Source organism: Fredinandcohnia quinoae (assembly GCF_022427965.1).
Classification (GTDB): domain Bacteria; phylum Bacillota; class Bacilli; order Bacillales; family Bacillaceae_L; genus Ferdinandcohnia; species Ferdinandcohnia quinoae.
This window is the reverse complement of record NZ_JAKTTI010000011.1, coordinates 1-19,395: the sequence shown is the minus strand read 5'-3', so window position 1 is coordinate 19,395 and position 19,395 is coordinate 1. Positions and strand designations below refer to the sequence as shown.

Sequence of the window (19,395 nt, the reverse complement as noted above, 5' to 3'; positions counted from 1 at the left end):
GGTGATTAAGATGGAGAAAATGGCTGAACGGTGGAATTTCATTTGTATACGAATTTTGCAGCTTGCTTATTTAAATCTACTATGGTTCTCATTTACTTTATTGGGACTTGTTCTGTTTGGGATTGGTCCTGCAACATTTGCGATGTTTACCGTTATTAGAAAATGGATTAGGGGAAATGCAGATGTAGCGATTTTTCCAACCTATTGGAAAGCATATCGGGAAAATTTTAAGGAAACAGCTAGTATTGGTTTATTATATGCCGTTATAGGTCTCATCCTTTATACTGACTTGCTTTATGTCCAATCACTTTGGCTACGGATTATCTTATTGATGGTTAGCATTTGTTATCTTATCTCATCCCTTTATATTTTTCCGGTCATCGCTCATTATGATTGGAAAAGTGTAGTGTTGAAGATTAAATGTTCCTTTTTATTTGGAATTTCGTATTTCCAATATTCGTTAATGCTAATCGTGATTTTGGGTGTTATGTGTGTGATACAAATAATCGTCCCAGGGTTGCTATTATTCTTTGGAATTAGCGGTGGTGGATATGTCATCATGTGGTTTGCCAATCAGGTTTTTATGAGAATGGAAATACAGGCGGGTCTTATAGAAGAAGAGAATGCTAGAACAACATGAAGCAAACCAATTTAAAAATTAACAATTAGGAGGTGATGCAAAAAGTAGACTGTTAGAATGATAGTATGAATGGATCGAATATAACAAAGGGGAGGAAATGTCGAATGAAGAAAAGGTTTGTACCAGTAATAGCTAGTGTCCTACTTGCATCTCAATTCCTGCTTGCTGCATGCTCGAATGATAAAGAGAAAGTGGACGGTGAAGAAAAAGATAAAGAGAAGACTGCCGCTTATGATCCTAATTCTCATCTTGAAGTGAGTTGGATGGCAATGTTACATACTCCAACCGCTCCAACAGATGTTGTATTGGATAAAATTGAAGAGAAAACGAATGCAACAATCACCTTTAACTGGGTTCCAGATGCATCGAAAGAGGAGAGAGTTACATCTGCCCTTGCATCAGGGGAATTAGCGGATATCGTATCATTGACGATGTTGACAAATTCTTCTGTACGAACTTCCTTAAAATCGGGGATGTTCTGGGAGGTAGGAGAGTATTTGGATGATTATGAAAACCTAAAATTAATCTCTGAGGATGTACGTACAGCTGCATCCATTGAAGGAAAACTATACGGAGTACCATATCAAAAAAACCTAGCAAGATCTGGACTAGTCATTCGTCAGGATTGGTTGGATAAATTAGGTTTGCCGGTTCCAGAAACATTGGATGACTTATATGAGGTTGCTAGAGCCTTCACAGAGGACGATCCTGATGGGAATGGCAAGGATGATACAGTTGGATTCGGAGATCGAAGTGATTTGAGATACAGTAGCTTCAAGTTGCTTAGCTCTTACTTTGGTGCACCAAATGGATGGAAGGTAGAGGATGACGGTTCTTTTATTTCAGAAGTAGAAACACAGGAATATAAAGATGCAATGGATTTTTCAAGAGATATGTATAAAAACGGTTATCTAGCACAGGATTTTGCTGTTACAGCGAAGACAGATCAGCAAAATCAATTTGCTCAAGGGAAAACAGGCATATATACAGGTATAGTAGATATTAAAAATTTAAAGGATTTAGCAAAAGGACTTCAGGATGATATGGACTTAGTGCCTGTGAATAAAATAAAGAGTCCTGATGGTGATTACCACGTTTGGTCCGAAAACAGTGGTGTTGGTGGATTATTAGCATTCCCTAAATCAGAGGTGAAAACGGAGGCAGAATTAAAACGTGTTCTCCAATTTGTTAATGACCTAATTGATAAAGAAGTTTATATGCTAATGACGGGTGGAATTGAAGGAGTTCATTATGAGCTTGAAGCAAGTGGTGCTATTAAAATCCTAGATACTGATACTTGGAAAAATGATGTTCAACCATTCTCTAGTCAAAGGCCAAGTGAAGTCACCCATAGCTTAGTAGATGCTGATCCTAAGAAGCAATTAGCAAACGAGCAAATTAGTGAAAACTCAGATTTTGCTGTCCTTGATCCGACTGTTCCGTTAGATTCAGCAACAGCTAATGAAAGAGGTACAGAGTTACAAAAAATCCTTACAGATGCGACAATCAAATATATTATGGGCGATATTGATGAAAAAGACTTCGAAGCTGAAGTGAAGAAGTGGAGAGAAGCTGGCGGAGATCAAATGGCGAAGGAATATGCCGAGGCATATAAAAAGTCACAGAAATAATGTGTTTAATTGAGGGAAATTAGCGGGATTATAATTCTACTAATTTCTCTCCATTTGCTACTAAGAGTATGAAAGTTAGCACGATTGCACGTCATTAAAGGAGGATTGTTCATGGGAACTCAGACAATTATAAAAAATCCGATTTTACCCGGATTTAATCCCGATCCAAGTATAATCCGTGTGGATGATGATTATTACATTGCAACATCGACATTTGAATGGTATCCAGGTGTACCAGTATATCATTCAAAGGATTTGGTTCATTGGCGACATCTTACCAGTATTTTAACCAATCATTCAAATTTTGAAGGGAATCCTGATTCATGTAGTGTTTGGGCCCCTGCAATTAGCTATCATGATGGAATCTTTTATTTAGTTTATACCGATGTAAAACGAAGCAAGTATCCGTTCAAGGATGCACATAATTATTTAATTACAGCCACTAATATTATGGGCCCGTGGTCAGAACCAACGTTTTTAAATAGCGGTAACTTTGATCCTTCTTTATACCATGATGAAAACGGGAAAAAGTGGCTATTAAATGTGTATTGGGATTATCGCATTGACGGAAGAAATAAATCAGCAGGAATAATGATGCAGGAGTATTCTCCAGAAGAGCGAAAACTTATCGGACCGATTCATAAGGTGTTTGACGGAACAGAATTAAGAAAGACAGAAGCTCCACATATCTATAAACATAATGGCTATTATTATTTGTTTACAGCGGAAGGCGGTACAGGGAAAACACATGCTGTCACTGTAGCGAGGGCAAAAGAAATTACGGGTCCATATGAAGTGGATCCACAAAACCCAATGTTAACTTCAGCCCACAATGAACAGCTCTATTTGCAAAAAGCAGGGCACGCAAGCCTTGTACAAACACAAACGAATGAGTGGTATATCGCTCATCTATGCAGCCGTCCTATTCATGGAAAACATTCCATTTTAGGAAGAGAGACGGCGCTTCAACGGGTGAATTGGACAGAGGATGGCTGGCTTCGTCTTTCTTGCGGAGGAAATGAACCAGAAGTGGAAGTAAAGGCTCCAAATCTACCCCTTCATTCTTTCCCAGATGATAAAAATGAAATGGATGATTTTAATTCAGATACTTTACATAAAGTTTGGAATAGCCTCCGGTTTGCAGTAGATCCTTCATGGTGTTCACTGACAGAACGAAAAGGCTTCTTAAGAATTAGAGGTGGGGAATCAATTCATTCCCTTTTCAAACAGCATTTAATCGCGAGACGACAAACTGATTTTAGCTGTGAGATAGAAACGTCGCTCGAATTTGCTCCAGAGTCATTTTTACAAATGGCTGGACTTGTACTCTATTACAATACAGATAACTATCTATATTTCTATCTTTCCTTTGATGAAGAGAAAGGCAAATGCCTCGATGTGATGAAATGTGTGCGTGGTGAATTTGAATATATTGGTAAGCGTTTGCCTATTGAGGGAACAGGGTGCAGATTAAAGGCACTTATTCAATTGGATGAAGTAACTTTTTCGTATGCAAATGACGATGGGGACTGGTTGACGATAGAGGATACGTATAGCATTGCCCACCATTCTGATGAAGGAAATGGGTTTACTGGAAATTTTGTCGGAGTATGTGTTCAAGACATGCAAGGAACAAAAAAACATGCAGACTTTGATTACTTTTACTATAAAGAAAAGGAGTGATTAAAATGGTCCAAACAGAGACACTTCAATGGGCACAAAAAATGGCAGATTCCGTTATGGTTCGAACACCGTTTCTTTTCGAAAAGGCATATAACCAAAAGTGGTCTTATGATTATGGGGTTGTTCTTAAGGGTTTCGAATTAGTATGGAAATTGACAGGAGACCGAAAATATTTTGATTATATGAAAAAAAATATGGATTTCTTTATCAACGAGGACGGGAATATTCGAGGGTATGATCTTGACCATTTTAATATCGACCATATTAATAATGGGAAGGTGTTGCTGACAATTTACAAAGAAACAAAAGAGGAAAGATATAAAAAAGCGATTGATTTATTGAGGGAGCAATTGAGCTTACATCCACGTACTTCTGAAATGGTGTTTTGGCATAAGAAAATTTATCCATATCAAATATGGCTGGATGGACTGTATATGGGAGCTCCTTTCTATGCGGAGTATGTGAGGGAGTTTGGAGATGCTGTGGAGTTTTCCGATATAACAAAACAGTTTTTATTATGTGCAAAAAATACGGAAGATCCAAAGACTGGTCTTCTCTATCATGCGTTTGATGAAAAAAGAGTGCAGCCTTGGTGTGATCCTAAAACAGGCCTTTCGAAAAATTTCTGGGGCCGTTCGATGGGTTGGTTTGTGATGGGTCTTGTTGATACGCTTGATATAATTCCAAACACTCACCCCGATTATCCTGCATTATGCTCGCTCTTAGAAAAAGTCCTTATCGCGTTGAATAATGTTCAGGATAAAGATTCGGGTGTGTGGTATCAGGTACTGGATCAAGGTGGACGTAAGGGGAATTATTTAGAAGCTTCGGCATCAGCAATGATCCTGTATGGAATTGCAAAAGGAGTTCGCCTAAATATTCTCGGTGAAAAATGGCAAGACGAGGCGAAAAAAGTGTATGAGGGCGTTATCACAGAATTTATTACTGTTACACAGGAAGGCTTAGTCAATCTAAATAAGACTTGTCAAGTAGCGGGCCTAGGCGGAGCAGATCAGCGGGATGGCACGTTTGAATATTATATTAGTGAGCCAATCATTACAAATGATCAAAAAGGAGTAGGGGCTTTCATTTTAGCAGCTGCTGAGATGGAAGGGACAATTTTGTCCAGCATTTAACAGGAAGTAGGCTAGTAGGCTACCCGATGGTCAAAGAGTTATTAAATCATAAAAGGAGGATGACTCGAATATGTCAACCATGACAATCAGCTTGTATGATATTCAAGCATTTGGAGCAATCGGTGACGGGAAAACAGTGAATACTAAAGCAATTGCTAATGCGATTAATGCATGTGCCCAGGCTGGTGGCGGTACAGTGTATGTTCCAGCTGGCTGCTTTCTAACAGGTGCAGTCATTTTAAAAAGCAATGTGAATCTTTACTTGGAAGCAGGATCCACACTTCGGTTCAGTAATGATATCAATGAATATCAAGTTGTACATTCACGATGGGAGGGTGTCGCGAAGCAAGTATATGCTTCCTGTATTTACGGAGAAAATCTTGAAAATGTCTCGGTGACTGGACATGGACTGTTAGAAGGAAATGGCGCTTTTTGGTGGGATCTTTTTCGAAAAAAGAAAAATAAATATGCTAGACCAAAGCTAGTCAGCTTTGATCATTGCAAGCGTGTGCTAATATCCGGCGTGAAGATGATCAATTCCCCGAGTTGGACTGTTAATCCAATATGCTGTGAGGATGTCACGGTTCACAATGTGACGATTATTAATCCTGCCGATTCTCCTAATACAGATGGCATTAATCCAGAGTCATGCCGGAATGTACGTATTTCCGACTGCCATATTGATGTGGGAGATGACTGTATAGCGATTAAAGCAGGCACAGAGGATACCCACAATCGCATCCCATGTGAGAATATTACAATCACCAACTGTACAATGATTCATGGACATGGCGGCGTTGTATTAGGAAGTGAAATGAGTGGTGATATTCGTAATGTGACGATATCCAATTGCGTATTTGAAGGAACCGATCGAGGGATACGATTCAAATCAAGACGTGGCCGCGGTGGTGTTGTTGAAGATATCCGTGTCACGAATATTGTTATGAAGGGAGTTATTTGTCCTTTCATACTAAATTTATATTATTTTTGTGGTCCTCGGGGTAAGGAAAAATATGTTTGGGACAAAGAGCCATACCCTGTGACAGATGAGACACCTGCGTTTAGACGAATTCACTTTTCAAATATCACTGCACGTGAGGTCAGTGCAGCAGCAGGATTTATATATGGACTTGCGGAAAGGTATGTTGAAGATATTTCCTTTGACAATATTTCAGTCGCGATGGCTGATGATGCTAAACCAGGTATGCCTGCGATGATGTCTGAACTTGAACCAATGAAGCAGCATGGCTTCTTTTGCAGTAATGTGAATGGGATTAGCTTTCAACGCGTCCAAGTCAGCAACCATGAGGGACCTGCCTTTTATGTTGAAAATAGTATTGATGTTGAGTTTGTTGATTGTAAGTCAAAGTTTCCTCGCACAGAAGATCCACTGGTCGTGCAAAAAAACGTTTCTGTGTCGGAGTGACTAAAGGTGTTTAAGGAAAAAAATCGTCAAAAGCTGAAAGCATTGTTGGGGGATTGGCCAGTTCGGGGCGAGATTTCTGTGAAAAAGTGGAGTGAAGAAGAGAAAGACGGCTATATTTTGGAAGTTTTACAGATTAATATAGACGGCTATGACTCTTTGCCAGCTTATTTTGCAAAGCCTACGGAAATAAATAAGCCAATGCCAGTTGTCTTATTTCAACATTCACATGGTGGAAATTATGTGAAGGGAAAGGATGAAGTGCTACATTCGAGTGATTATTTGCAAAAAACTTCATTCGCGGAACAATTAACAGGCATGGGCTACGGAGTGTTCTGTATCGATATGATTGGCTTTGGTGAAAGAAGAGGAAAAAGTGAGAGTGAAATTTTCAAAGAAATGCTTTGGAAAGGGCAAGTGATGTGGGGCATGATGATCCATGATCAGATTCGAGTGCTTGATTATTTGCAAACGCGTGAAGATATTGATTCATCAAGAATCGCAACATTAGGTATGTCCATGGGAGGGCTGATGGCGTGGTGGCTTGCGGCATTAGATGAACGGATTCGAGTTTGTATTGATATTTCAGCACAGGTTGATGCAGCAACACTAGTAGCCAATCGAGGACTCGATCATCATGGTTTGTATTCCTATGTTCCTAGTTTGCTTAAGTATTTTCAGACATCTGACATTCAAGCTTTGATCGTTCCTCGTCCACATTTAAGTCTTGTTGGCAATCATGACAGACTCACTCCATCTGCTGGATTAATTGTGATTGATGAAGCATTAACAGAGGTGTATGAAAAAGCAGGGAAGCGAGAGAACTGGAAGATGATTCGCTATGATTGTGGACATATTGAGACTGCTGCAATGCGAGGAGAGCTATGTGCTTTTTTACAGGCAAATTTGTAGATTGATAGAATCAATGTAACTCGAATAGGAGGACATTCTATGATAGTGGCTAGTGATGGGAGTGGTCAATTCACATCCATTCAAGAGGCAATTGACAGTATTCCAGAAGATAATAAAAAATGGATTACGATTCAAGTAAAGGCAGGCATATATGAAGAAAAGCTTGTCATCAAGAAACCATTTATTGCCCTTGAGGGAACAAACCGAGATGAAGTGAAAGTGGTATATGGTGATTATGCCCAAAAAATCATGCCAAATGGTGAGAGCATGGGGACATTTTCCTCATATAGTTTTTTAGTCACTACTGATCATTTTGTAGCGAAACACATAACGTTCGTTAATAATGCTGGTCCAGGGTCAGAGGTCGGGCAAGCTGTCGCTGCTTATATAGATGGGGATCAACTAGAATTTCACCATTGCTCATTTGTTGGAAGTCAAGATACTTTATTTACGGGCCCATTGCCTCCGAAGCCAATTGAAGGTGTAAGGTTTGGCGGTCCAAAGGATAGCTGTGAAAGAAGAGTAGGTAGAAGTTATTTTTACGATTGTTATATTGAAGGAGACATCGATTTTATTTTTGGCTCTGCGACATCGGTTTTCAGCAAATGTGAGATTTATAGCATTGATCGAAAAAATGAAGTAAATGGTTATATTACAGCGGCCTCCACACCAGTTGATGAGGAATACGGATATATTTTCATTGATTGTCGTTTAATAAGTGATGCCGCACCGGAAACCGTTTACCTAGGAAGACCATGGCGAGACTATGCAAAAACGGCTTTTATCAATTGCTGGATGGGTGAGCATATTAAAGCGGAAGGCTGGCATAATTGGGATAAGGAACATGCTGAACAGACGACGTCTTATGTGGAATATAATAGCCATGGACCTGGTGGGAGTATGGATAACCGTGTAAAATGGGCGAAAACTTTGACTGCAAACGAAGCAGAAAAGTATCGAATTGATCAAGTCTTCCATGTTGATGAGAATTGGCGTGGCTGGAGGGAAGAAAAGAATGGAAAATGAAAAGGAGCAATACCGTATTTTTATCGCTGGTGATTCAACTGTGGAGGATGTTCCATCAGAAAAAGGCAATACACAGGGGTGGGGCCAACAGCTTCCGAGTTTTTTTTCGGAAAATGTCAAGATCATTAATGAAGCAAAGGGTGGACGTAGCTCGAAAAGCTTTATTGACGAAGGACGGCTGCAAAATATCCTAAGTGAAATTCAAAAAGATGATTTTCTTTTTATTCAATTCGGCCATAATGATCAAAAAATCGAAGATCCAGCACGTGGCACAGACCCGTATACTACGTATCAAGAATATTTAACACAGTATGTCGTGGGTGTACGTGAAAAGGAAGCAATACCGATTTTTATTACATCTGTAAATAGAAGGAAATTCGATGAAGAGGGGAGATTTGTGAATGGTTTGGGGGACTACCCAGATGCGATGCGTCAATTAGCCTTCACATTGAATGTACCTTTACTCGATCTATGTGAAAAATCAAAGGAACTATATGAACGACTTGGTGTTGAACAAACTAAGCAGCTATTTGCCTGGTATGAGTTAGAGAATCCAGACACCTCATCTGACAATACCCATTTTGGACGTTATGGAGCAAGAGAAATTGCAAAGCTAGTCATTGAGGGGATAAAGGAGCTGCAATTGCCTTTTGCCGAGTTTATAGTAGAAAACGAATAGTTAGACTGTTCGGAATACAGCGAAAGCTGGAAATTGATTTCTAAAAACTAAATAGGTAGAATAGTAATAAGTGAATGTTAACGTTAACAATTAATTGAATGGGAAGGTGTATGTGTGGAAAAGTTTATGGGTGAAAACTTTTTATTGAAAAATGATACGGCAGTCACTTTGTTTCATGATTATGCAAAAGAAATGCCAATTATCGATTATCATTGTCATTTAAGCCCACAGGAAATCTATGAGAATAAGAAATTCAAAAATATTACCGAAGCATGGTTGTATGGAGATCATTATAAATGGCGAGTGATGCGAGCAAATGGGATATCAGAAGAATTGATTACAGGTGATGCTAACGATTATGAAAAATTTCTTGCGTGGGCAAAAACGGTTCCGATGACTATTGGCAATCCATTATACAATTGGACTCACTTGGAATTGCAGCGTTTCTTTGAAATTGATGAAATTTTAAATGAGCAGAGTGCACCAGGAATATGGGAGAAGACTAATTCACTCTTAAATGGAGAAGGTTTTGGTGTAAGGGATTTAATCACAAAATCAAAAGTGAAGGTTGTTTGTACAACAGACGATCCGGTAGATAATCTCCAATATCATTTGCAACTAAGAGAGGAACAAGACTTTCCAGTAGTGGTCGTTCCAGGATTTAGGCCGGATAAAGGGTTGGAAATCAATCGAGATGGTTTCCTAGAATGGGTAGAAAAATTATCGGAAGCTGCGAATATTGAGATTGTAACATATGAGGATTTTCTAGCTGCACTTGATGAGCGCGCGCAATTTTTTCACTCAGCTGGAGGTGTCGTTTCCGATCATGCATTAGATTCAATTGTGTATGAGGAAGCTACATTAGAAGAGGTTACGAAAATTTTTGCTGAAAGATTAATAGGAAAGAAGATTAGCATAACATCTGAAAAGAAATTTAAGACATATACATTAGTATACTTAGGGAAGCTCTACTCAGAATTAGGATGGACCATGCAATTCCATATTAACGCACATCGTAATAATAATACGAAAATGTTCAAGAAGTTAGGGCCTGACACAGGTTATGATTCGGTGAATGACGACCCAATTGCAAAGCCTCTTGTCCATATACTTGATGCACTGGACAAAGAGAATCAATTACCAAAAACAATCCTCTACTCATTAAACCCGAATGATAATACGATCATTGCCAGTATTATAAATAGTTTTCAAGATGGTCAGACCCCAGGAAAGATTCAATTTGGAACAGCTTGGTGGTTTAATGACACGAAAGATGGCATGCTTGAGCAAATGAAAGCATTATCTAATGTAGGCTTATTGAGTAGATTTATCGGGATGCTGACCGATTCGAGAAGCTTTTTGTCTTATACAAGACATGAATACTTCCGCCGAATTGTTTGTAATATGATTGGTGAATGGGTGGAAAATGGTGAGGTACCAAACGATTTGGTGCTGCTTGGTGGAATTGTTCAAAGAATTGCTTATTATAATGCTAAGGAGTATTTTCAATTTCCGGAATTAGTTCATGTACATGAAATTTCAGAACCACTCCTATGAAAAAATTCTGATTTCTAAGGCTTTGGATTACGCAATGTATGTTAAAATAAAAATATATATGACAACGGTTTCATTATGGAATAAGGAAGGTTCACAGCATGGTCACAATAAAAGATATTGCCAAACTAGCCAATGTATCACATACAACTGTATCACGTGCACTTAATAATAGTCCGTTAATTAAAGAGCCGACAAAGCGAAAAATTCTCGAAATTGCCACTCAGCTTAACTATACACCAAATTACAACGCAAAAAGTCTTGTTATGCAGAAATCACACACTATCGGACTCTTTTTCACTAGCATAAGCAATGGTACCTCTGAGAGCTTTTTGGCAGATACCATTAAGGGTGTGAATAGTGTAATTAATGAAAACTATAATTTATTTGTCCGCGGAATTGATGATTATGAGGAATATTCTTCAATCAACTCACAAAGGTTTGACGGGATCATATTAATGAGTCAAAGCATCGAAGACAATTCCTTTATTTATCATGTTTACGAAAAAGGAATTCCACTTGTAATCTTAAACCGTCACGTCGATGATGAGCATACTGTCAATATATTATCAAATGATCAAGAAGGCTCACGTCACGCAGTTGAATATCTGATTCAAAATGGCCATACGCGTATTGCCATTATTGAAGGGAAAAAAGGTTTCAAATCAGCGCAGATAAGGAAGGAAGGCTATCGAAACGCTCTAATTGAGCATGGGATTGTGATAGAAAACGAATATTGTGTGGAAGGAAATTATGATATGGAAAGCGGATATCTTGCAATGGAGAAACTACTTTCCTTGAAAAATCCCCCTACGGCAGTCTTTTGTTCCAATGATAATATGGCAATCGGTGCGATGAATGCAGTATTTGCGAAAAATTTGAATGTCCCAAATGACCTATCAGTGATTGGCTTTGATGATATTGGTTTTGCTCAATACACAACACCAAGACTTACGACCGTTAAGCGTCCAGTTGAACAAATTAGTGTAAAGGGAGCGAGAAAGCTACTTTCATTGATTTCAAGTGAGGATCACGAGGGTGAAAAGTTATTCATCCATACGGAATTAATGGTTAGAGAATCTGTTAAAAAGCTTGAATAGGAACGCATGTATTTTTGGGTTTACAAAAATGTTCACGTGTGCATTAAGGAGGGGATAAAAATATGCAGAGGCTTTGTAAAAGCACCTATACAGATTTCACTATACGTCCTGAAAAGATTCTTCAGTTCGGGGAAGGGAATTTTTTAAGGGGATTTGTTGACTGGCAAATCCAAGTGTTAAATGAGCAAGCTGATTTCAATGGAAGTGTTGTTGTCGTTCAGCCACGAGGCTCGGAGAAAATTGCACGATTAAACAAGCAGAATGGGCTTTATTCTCTTTTCTTACAAGGGATTAAGGATGGTCAGGCAGTTAGTGAGCACATAGTCATTGATGCGATAAGTAGAGGGATTAATCTAGCTACGGATTATCAACAATACGTTGAACTTGCAGAAAAAGATGAGCTTAGGTTTATCGTTTCCAATACGACAGAAGCGGGAATTGTTTTTAACCATGGGGATCAATTGGAGGATATACCACAGAAAAGCTTTACTGGGAAACTAGCTGCCTTTCTATACCATCGCTTCAAAGCCTTTTCAGGGGATATGAACAAAGGTTGCGTCATTATTCCATGTGAGCTAATCGAAAATAATGGAGAGATACTGAAGGAGGTAATCCTTCAATATGCTTCATATTGGAAGCTTGAGCAGGAATTCATCGACTGGCTTGAGGATGCAAATACGTTTTGTTCTAGTTTGGTAGATCGTATCGTACCAGGCTTTCCAGCGGATTCATTTGAAGAAAAAACGAAAGTATTAGGATATCGGGACGACCTAATGGTAGTTGGAGAACATTATCATTTATGGGTTATTCAAGGGCCAGAATGGTTGAATGAACAATTACCTTTTCGAGAAACAACTCTCAATACAATCATTGTCGATGATTTAACCTCTTATCGGGAAAGAAAAGTACGAATTTTGAATGGTACCCATACGGCATTAACTCCTGTTGCATATTTATCTGGGATTGATACGGTTGAAGAAGCTGTGAATGATCAAGAAATTGGTACCTTTATTACTGAACTGATTAAAGAGGAGATCATTCCAACCCTAGATGGGTCACCTGAGGAGCTTTTAGCATTTGCAAATGAAGTGGTAGACCGATTCAAAAATCCATTTATAAAACACTATTTACTAAATATATCTTTAAACTCTATCTCAAAGTTCAGAACACGAAACCTACCCAGTCTACTAGATTATGTGAATCAGAACGTTGATTTACCGAAAAGAACAGTCTTCGCTCTTAGTACCCTGCTTTATTTTTATAATGGGAAGCGGAACGAAGATGAAATCTTATTACAGGATGAGAGTGAGATCCTACAGTTCTTTCAAACTGTTTGGCAAAAGTTTGATAAAGGAGAGTTGGAATTACAAGAGCTTGTTCAGATGGTGCTTGCGAGAGAACAACTTTGGGGAATGGATTTGACGATGGTCGTTGGATTAAAAGAGACGGTTGTTGAAAATCTTCATAGCATTATTCGTGCAGGGGTGAAGGAGACACTTGCCGATCTACAAATTCAGCTTATAGAAAGGAGGGAGCATGCATGAAGGACTTCTTGCATATCAATGAGACCGACAATGTCATTCTCGCTTTACGAGATTTCCAGCAAGATGAGATTTTAACGATTAATGGAAGCACCATTCGATTAATGGAAGTAATTAAAAAGGGGCATAAAATAGCGATTGATAACATTAGCATTGATGAGCACATTGTAAAATACGGCTTTCCAATTGGGCATGCCATGAAAGAAATTTCGATTGGGGAATGGGTTCATACGCATAATACGATGACAAATTTATCAGGTTCAGAAGACTACCAATATGTACCTAAGCAGGTCGAAAATCGCTTCAAAAATGAAAACCGGACATTTATGGGCTATCGTCGAGGAAACGGAAGTGTCGGAATTCGTAATGAACTTTGGATCGTTCCAACAGTAGGATGTGTAAACGGAATAGCTGAAAAAATCTTAAAACGCTTTGAGAAGGAAGTCGGCAGTCAGAGCCCATTTGAGCAGTTGCTCGTGTTGAAGCATAATTATGGCTGCTCCCAGCTTGGAGATGATCATGAGAACACGAAGAGAATATTAATGAATGCTGTCAAACATCCAAATGCTGGTGGTGTGCTAGTGCTTGGACTTGGGTGTGAAAATAATGAGTTACCTGAATTTAAGAGAGCACTCGGAGAGGTAGATGATGATCGCATCAAATTTCTTGTCTCTCAAGAAGTTACTGATGAAATCGAAGAAGGTTTCAAACTCGTGATGGAAATCTATGAAGCTGCTAAAAATGATCATCGTGTTGAAGTTCCATTGTCAGAGTTGAAAATCGGCTTAAAATGTGGTGGTTCTGATGGCTTTTCTGGAATAACTGCAAATCCTCTACTTGGCATGTTCTCAGACTATTTAATTGCTCAAGGAGGAACAACTGTCTTGACCGAGGTGCCTGAAATGTTTGGTGCTGAGCGGATTTTAATGGAACGCGCTGCTGATGAGGATGTTTTTCATAAGATAGTCGATCTTATCAATGATTTTAAGGAGTATTTTCTCAAACACGATCAACCAGTATACGAAAATCCATCACCCGGAAATAAGGCAGGCGGGATTACAACATTGGAGGATAAATCACTAGGATGCACACAAAAGGCCGGAACTTCAAGGGTTGTTGATGTACTGAATTATGGAGAAGTCTTAACAACAAATGGCTTAAACTTATTAAACTCACCTGGCAATGATCTCATTGCTTCAACTGCGCTTGCGGCTGCTGGCTGCCAGATGGTTCTGTTTACTACAGGTAGGGGAACACCATTTGGTACCTTTGTGCCAACCATGAAAATTTCGACAAACTCGCAAATTTTTGAGCTGAAACCCCATTGGATTGATTACAATGCAGGAGTATTGCTAGATGAGGGCGTTCTTGCAGATGAAGTACTGAATGATTTTGTGAAATATATCATTAAAGTTGCGAGCGGAGAGTTTGTAAACAATGAGAAAAATGATTTCCGCGAGATTGCTATTTTTAAAAGTGGCGTAACATTGTAAGAAGTAGGATAGATATCCCTTTTTGGAGGAAAAGCGAATGAACAAGCTGAAGGTATTAACAAAATTAACTGAGTGTGGAGTAGTGGCTGTTGTAAGAGCAAATACGATGGAGGAGGCACTTCTAATTTCCGAAGCTTGTGTGAAGGGTGGGATATATGGAATCGAAATTACCTTTACGATTAAAGAAGCGGAAGCAACGATTAAAGAGCTGTCTGCTCATTTTTCTGACAGATCAGAGGTTGTGATTGGAGCAGGCACAGTATTGGATGCAACAACTGCAAGAATTGCAGTTTTGGCTGGAGCACAATATATTGTAAGCCCTTGTTTTGACAAAGAAACAGCTAAGCTTTGTAATTTATATCAAATCCCTTATATGCCTGGCTGTATGACAATCACAGAAATGAAAACAGCACTCGAGTATGGGGTCGATATTATTAAGCTATTCCCTGGCAATGCATTTGGACCTGAATTTGTAAAAGCGGTGAAGGCTCCTCTTCCACAAGTGAATATTATGCCAACAGGTGGGGTCAGTCTTGAAAATATCGATCAATGGATGAAAAATGGCTCTGTTGCTGTAGGGGTAGGCGGTCATTTAGTTGCGCCAGCAAAGACTGGAGACTATGCAAAAATAACAGAGTATGCAAGTCAATACGTCCAGAAAGTAAGAGAAGTGAGAGAGGGAATATGACGAAGAAAATAGTCACATTTGGGGAAATGCTACTTCGTTTTTCAACTAGTCAAGGAGAAAGGCTATCGCAGGCTCATCATTTGACTGCCCATTATGGTGGAGCTGAAGCAAATGTTGCGGTATCGATGTCACATTTTGGCTATAAGTCGTTTTTAGTAAGCAAGGTTCCAAATAATCCAATTGGTACAGCTGCTTTAAAGCATCTACGGTCACATGGCGTGTACACAGATTATATCTTTGTAGGTGGAGAAAGATTGGGGACGTATTATTTGGAAGCGGGGGCTGGGGAAAGAAGTGCACATGTCACATATGATCGGAAGTATTCTAGCTTTTCACAGCTAGAAAAAGATGAGATAAATTTAGATGAAATTTTAAGTGGTGCAACGTTATTTCACGTGTCAGGAATAACGTTGGCTCTTTCACCAGAATTAAGAGAATTAACACTATTAGCTCTAAAGAAAGCAAAAGAACGTGGTGTGAGGACGAGTTTAGATTTCAATTACCGTGCAAAGCTATGGAGTCAGCAGGAAGCTTCTGAGGTGATTCAAGTATTACTCCCATACATTGATATTTGTTTTTTTGGAGAATTGGATGCGGTGCACTTATTAGGGTTGGATCATATGGATGACTCACTGCCAATGGAAGAAAGATTGTTACGCTATTATACAATCATTTCCAAATTATATCCTGATATGAAGTATATTAGCTCTACCTTCCGTACCGTTATTTCGGCATCAAGCAATCGACTACAAGGCAATCTATTTACAGATGGTACATTGTATCAATCTAAAATTCATCATATCGAACCAATCATTGATCGAGTAGGCGGTGGAGATGCATTTGCTGCAGGTATACTGTCTGGAATACTTGATGAGCTTCCACCGGAACAGATCGTATCATTTGCAACAGCTGCTTCAGCCTTAAAGCACACGATTCATGGAGATTGCAATGCTTTTTCAAAGGATGAGGTTATACAATTTGCAAATAGTGAATCTGGGAAAATTGTAAGATAGGAAACTACAAATATTTTTTAAAAAAGGAGAATGAAAAAATGGAAACACGTTATGCACATCATCCCGATGATATGAAAAAATACACGACAGATGAATTGAGAAGAGAATTTCTTGTGGAAACACTATTTGAAGCAGGGCAGGTTCACTTAACCTATACACACAATGATCGAATGATTTTTGGTGGAGTAACACCTGCAACTGAGGAATTAACAATAAAGCTAGATAAGCAATTAGGAGTGGACTATTTCCTAGAGAGGCGTGAGCTTGGCATTATTAATATTGGAGGTGCAGGATCTGTTGTAATCGATGGGAATGAGTATGATATGCAATTGCGTGATGGTTTATATGTCGGAAAAGGAACAAAGGAAGTGTTATTCCGTTCAAAGGATGCTACAAATCCAGCGAAGTTTTACATAAATTCTACCCCTGCACATCATACGTATCCAACAGTGAAAATTGATATAAATAAAATCGACCCACTACAAATGGGTGATCCAGGCACATTAAATGAGCGAAAAATTTATCAATACGTTCATCCAAATATTTGTGAAAGCTGTCAGTTACAAATGGGATTAACGATGTTAGCACCAGGAAGTGTTTGGAATACGATGCCATGCCATACACATGAACGCCGGATGGAGGTTTATCTATATTTTGATATGGAGACAGATACAAGAGTATTCCATTTTATGGGGAAACCAGAAGAAACAAGACACTTAGTGTTGAAAAATGAGCAGGCTGTCATTTCACCAAGCTGGTCTATTCATACTGGAACTGCAACGAGTAATTACACATTTATATGGGGAATGTGCGGAGAAAACATTACGTACGGTGATATGGACCATGTTAAGATGGAGGATTTAAGATAGCTTCATGAATTAATGAGATAATGGGAGGTTTATAGATTGATTAATCAATTACACTCATTTTCCCTTGAGTATTTTAGCTTAGTAGGGAAGGTTGCTATTGTGACAGGCGCCAATAAAGGACTCGGGCAAGGATATGCAGTGGCACTTGCGAAGGCCGGCGCTGATATATTTGCCGTTTCACGCAGCGGGGATTGGGAAGAAACAAAAACTTTAATTGAAGAAACGGGACAGAGGGTTACGTTTTTTCAAGCTGATTTGAGCGATAGGGAAGCGGTTAAGCAGGTGGCTTCCCAATGTGTGAAAACATATGGAAAAATTGATATCCTCGTCAATAATGCTGGAACAATCCGCCGCTCGCCGATTATCGAGTATAAGGAACAGGATTGGGATGATGTTATCGAAATTAACTTGAACTCTTTATACCTTTTAAGTCAGGAAGCAGCCAAGGTCATGGTGGGGCAGAAAAGCGGGAAAATTATCAATATTGCTTCGATGCTTTCTTTCCAAGGTGGAAAATTCGTACCGCCATACACAGCCAGTAAGCATGCAGTGGCAGGCTTGACAAAAGCATTCGCTAACGAGCTCGCTGAATATAATATTCAAATCAATGCGATTGCTCCAGGATATGTCGCTACAGATAATACGGCGCCAATCCGTGCAGATGAAAAACGGAATGCAGAAATTCTTTCAAGAATTCCTGCTGGTCGCTGGGCAGATCCCTCCGACCTGATGGGGGCAGTCGTGTTCCTATCTAGTAAAGCTTCGGATTATATGAACGGACATATTTTGGCCATTGATGGTGGATGGTTAGCTAGATAAAACCATCTTTGAGAAAGAAAGGTGAATAAAATGAATCTTGGGATAAGAGGACATGATATTGCAAGTAGTTCATTAGATGAACTTGTTAGGAGGATTGCCAGTAAAGGCTTCACATCTGTTCAGCTTGCATTAAGCAAATCTTTACCCCAAATCAATACGGAACTAGGCAGTCTTTCACCTGGCCTAGCCCATCATATAGGTGATAAGTTTCAAAAACAAGCAATACAAATCGCTGTCCTAGGTTGTTACATTAACATGATTCATCCTGATCTTGCCAAAAGAAGAAATTCATTGGAACGATTTAAAGAGCATATCCGATTTGCAAGGGATTTTGGTTGCAGCATCGTTGGAACAGAAACAGGGAATGTCCTCGGAAAGGGAGGATACACAGAAGAAAATTTTAAGGAGAAACCATTTCTCGATGTTGTTGAGAGTGTGAAGGAGCTTGTTGCAGAAGCAGAAAAGTTTGGAGTCATTGTAGGGATTGAAGCGGGAATGAACCATCCAATTTATTCTGTTCAAACGATGAAAAGACTATTAGACTGTGTAGATTCAAACAATCTTCAAGTCATTTTCGATCCAATGAACCTTCTTACTATCAAAAACTATGAAATACAGGAAGAGATATTTGCAGAAGCATTGGAAGTTTTAGGCGACCGAATCGTCATCATTCACGCCAAGGACTTTATTGTTGAAAATGGCTCATTCAAACAAGTTGAGGTAGGAAAAGGTCTTCTAAACTATGAAATGCTATTTCCGCTTATAAAGGCAAAGAAACCACACATTCACATCTTGATGGAAGGCACAAAGGAACCATATATCGATGAAGCAGCGGCGTATTTAAGGGCAAAGTATGAAGGAAGAAGATTAAGCTCCTGTTGAGAACAGGAGTTTTTTAATGGAAAGATCTTTCCTTTCTGCCTAAGGGCAGCGAACGTCTCCGTCTTCGACCATTATGAACCGACAATCGTATTGTTTTGATATTAAAAATAACTGAATTGAGGAAAACTTATCGGCATATTGTACTGTTTTAGATAGAAGAGGTACGGAAAGTTTGGAAATATGTTGAAATATGGTGCGGGTAAACCTCATACTTGATTTTACGGCTGTTATTTTTATAATACGGTCATTATTCTGCTATTGTACCTATATAGTAGACAGTTTTAGAGAAACAACCACTCTCAAATT

The 19,395-nt window shown here is 39.1% G+C and carries 17 protein-coding genes; all 17 read left to right on the top strand.

The annotated features are described in order from the left end of the window. Positions 1-10: 10 nt before the first annotated feature. The 17 genes from MJG50_RS08980 (at position 11) to MJG50_RS08900 (ending at position 19,089) form a co-directional block, all read left to right on the top strand. Entirely contained in the window at positions 11-640 is a 630-nt protein-coding gene (locus MJG50_RS08980) for a YesL family protein (protein ID WP_240255118.1), read from the top strand. Between the two features lie 104 nt (positions 641-744). Then, complete coding sequence (locus MJG50_RS08975; protein WP_240254943.1) at positions 745-2,271, top strand: extracellular solute-binding protein; 1,527 nt, start codon at positions 745-747, stop codon at positions 2,269-2,271. A gap of 111 nt (positions 2,272-2,382) precedes the next feature. Further along, complete coding sequence (locus tag MJG50_RS08970; RefSeq protein ID WP_240254941.1) at positions 2,383-3,954, top strand: glycoside hydrolase family 43 protein; 1,572 nt, start codon at positions 2,383-2,385, stop codon at positions 3,952-3,954. Between the two features lie 5 nt (positions 3,955-3,959). Continuing rightward, the gene (locus MJG50_RS08965) at positions 3,960-5,090 is read left to right on the top strand and encodes a glycoside hydrolase family 88/105 protein (RefSeq protein ID WP_240254939.1); all 1,131 of its coding nucleotides are present in this window, start codon (positions 3,960-3,962) and stop codon (positions 5,088-5,090) included. A gap of 85 nt (positions 5,091-5,175) precedes the next feature. Further along, positions 5,176-6,516, top strand: a complete 1,341-nt coding sequence (locus MJG50_RS08960) for a glycoside hydrolase family 28 protein (RefSeq protein ID WP_240255116.1) — start codon at positions 5,176-5,178, stop codon at positions 6,514-6,516. 6 nt (positions 6,517-6,522) lie between these two features. Then, positions 6,523-7,425 (top strand): dienelactone hydrolase family protein, encoded by a 903-nt coding sequence (locus MJG50_RS08955; RefSeq protein ID WP_240254937.1) that lies wholly within the window; start codon positions 6,523-6,525, stop codon positions 7,423-7,425. A 39-nt stretch (positions 7,426-7,464) separates the two neighbouring features. Next, positions 7,465-8,451, top strand: a complete 987-nt coding sequence (locus tag MJG50_RS08950) for a pectinesterase family protein (RefSeq protein ID WP_240254935.1) — start codon at positions 7,465-7,467, stop codon at positions 8,449-8,451. After that, positions 8,441-9,130 (top strand): rhamnogalacturonan acetylesterase, encoded by a 690-nt coding sequence (locus tag MJG50_RS08945; RefSeq protein ID WP_240254933.1) that lies wholly within the window; start codon positions 8,441-8,443, stop codon positions 9,128-9,130. The genes MJG50_RS08950 and MJG50_RS08945 overlap by 11 nt, the downstream gene beginning before the upstream one ends. Positions 9,131-9,244: 114 nt before the next feature. Continuing rightward, the gene (gene uxaC, locus MJG50_RS08940) at positions 9,245-10,687 is read left to right on the top strand and encodes a glucuronate isomerase (RefSeq protein WP_240254931.1); all 1,443 of its coding nucleotides are present in this window, start codon (positions 9,245-9,247) and stop codon (positions 10,685-10,687) included. 98 nt (positions 10,688-10,785) lie between these two features. After that, entirely contained in the window at positions 10,786-11,784 is a 999-nt protein-coding gene (locus MJG50_RS08935) for a LacI family DNA-binding transcriptional regulator (protein ID WP_240254930.1), read from the top strand. 62 nt (positions 11,785-11,846) lie between these two features. Next, the gene (locus tag MJG50_RS08930) at positions 11,847-13,328 is read left to right on the top strand and encodes a tagaturonate reductase (protein WP_240254928.1); all 1,482 of its coding nucleotides are present in this window, start codon (positions 11,847-11,849) and stop codon (positions 13,326-13,328) included. Next, positions 13,325-14,818, top strand: coding sequence for a UxaA family hydrolase (locus MJG50_RS08925; protein ID WP_240254926.1), 1,494 nt, complete (start codon positions 13,325-13,327; stop codon positions 14,816-14,818). Before MJG50_RS08930 ends, MJG50_RS08925 begins: the two co-directional genes overlap by 4 nt. Positions 14,819-14,855: 37 nt before the next feature. Further along, entirely contained in the window at positions 14,856-15,506 is a 651-nt protein-coding gene (locus MJG50_RS08920) for a bifunctional 4-hydroxy-2-oxoglutarate aldolase/2-dehydro-3-deoxy-phosphogluconate aldolase (RefSeq protein WP_240254924.1), read from the top strand. Beyond that, positions 15,503-16,519: a sugar kinase gene (locus tag MJG50_RS08915; RefSeq protein ID WP_240254922.1), complete on the top strand. Its 1,017-nt coding sequence runs from the start codon at positions 15,503-15,505 to the stop codon at positions 16,517-16,519. Before MJG50_RS08920 ends, MJG50_RS08915 begins: the two co-directional genes overlap by 4 nt. Positions 16,520-16,557: 38 nt before the next feature. Beyond that, a complete protein-coding gene (kduI, locus tag MJG50_RS08910) occupies positions 16,558-17,388 on the top strand; it encodes a 5-dehydro-4-deoxy-D-glucuronate isomerase (RefSeq protein ID WP_240254920.1) in 831 nt (276 codons plus the stop codon). 36 nt (positions 17,389-17,424) lie between these two features. After that, complete coding sequence (gene kduD, locus MJG50_RS08905) at positions 17,425-18,207, top strand: 2-dehydro-3-deoxy-D-gluconate 5-dehydrogenase KduD (RefSeq protein WP_240254918.1); 783 nt, start codon at positions 17,425-17,427, stop codon at positions 18,205-18,207. Positions 18,208-18,237: 30 nt separating this feature from the next. After that, complete coding sequence (locus MJG50_RS08900) at positions 18,238-19,089, top strand: sugar phosphate isomerase/epimerase family protein (protein ID WP_240254916.1); 852 nt, start codon at positions 18,238-18,240, stop codon at positions 19,087-19,089. The last annotated feature ends 306 nt before the right edge of the window (positions 19,090-19,395 follow it).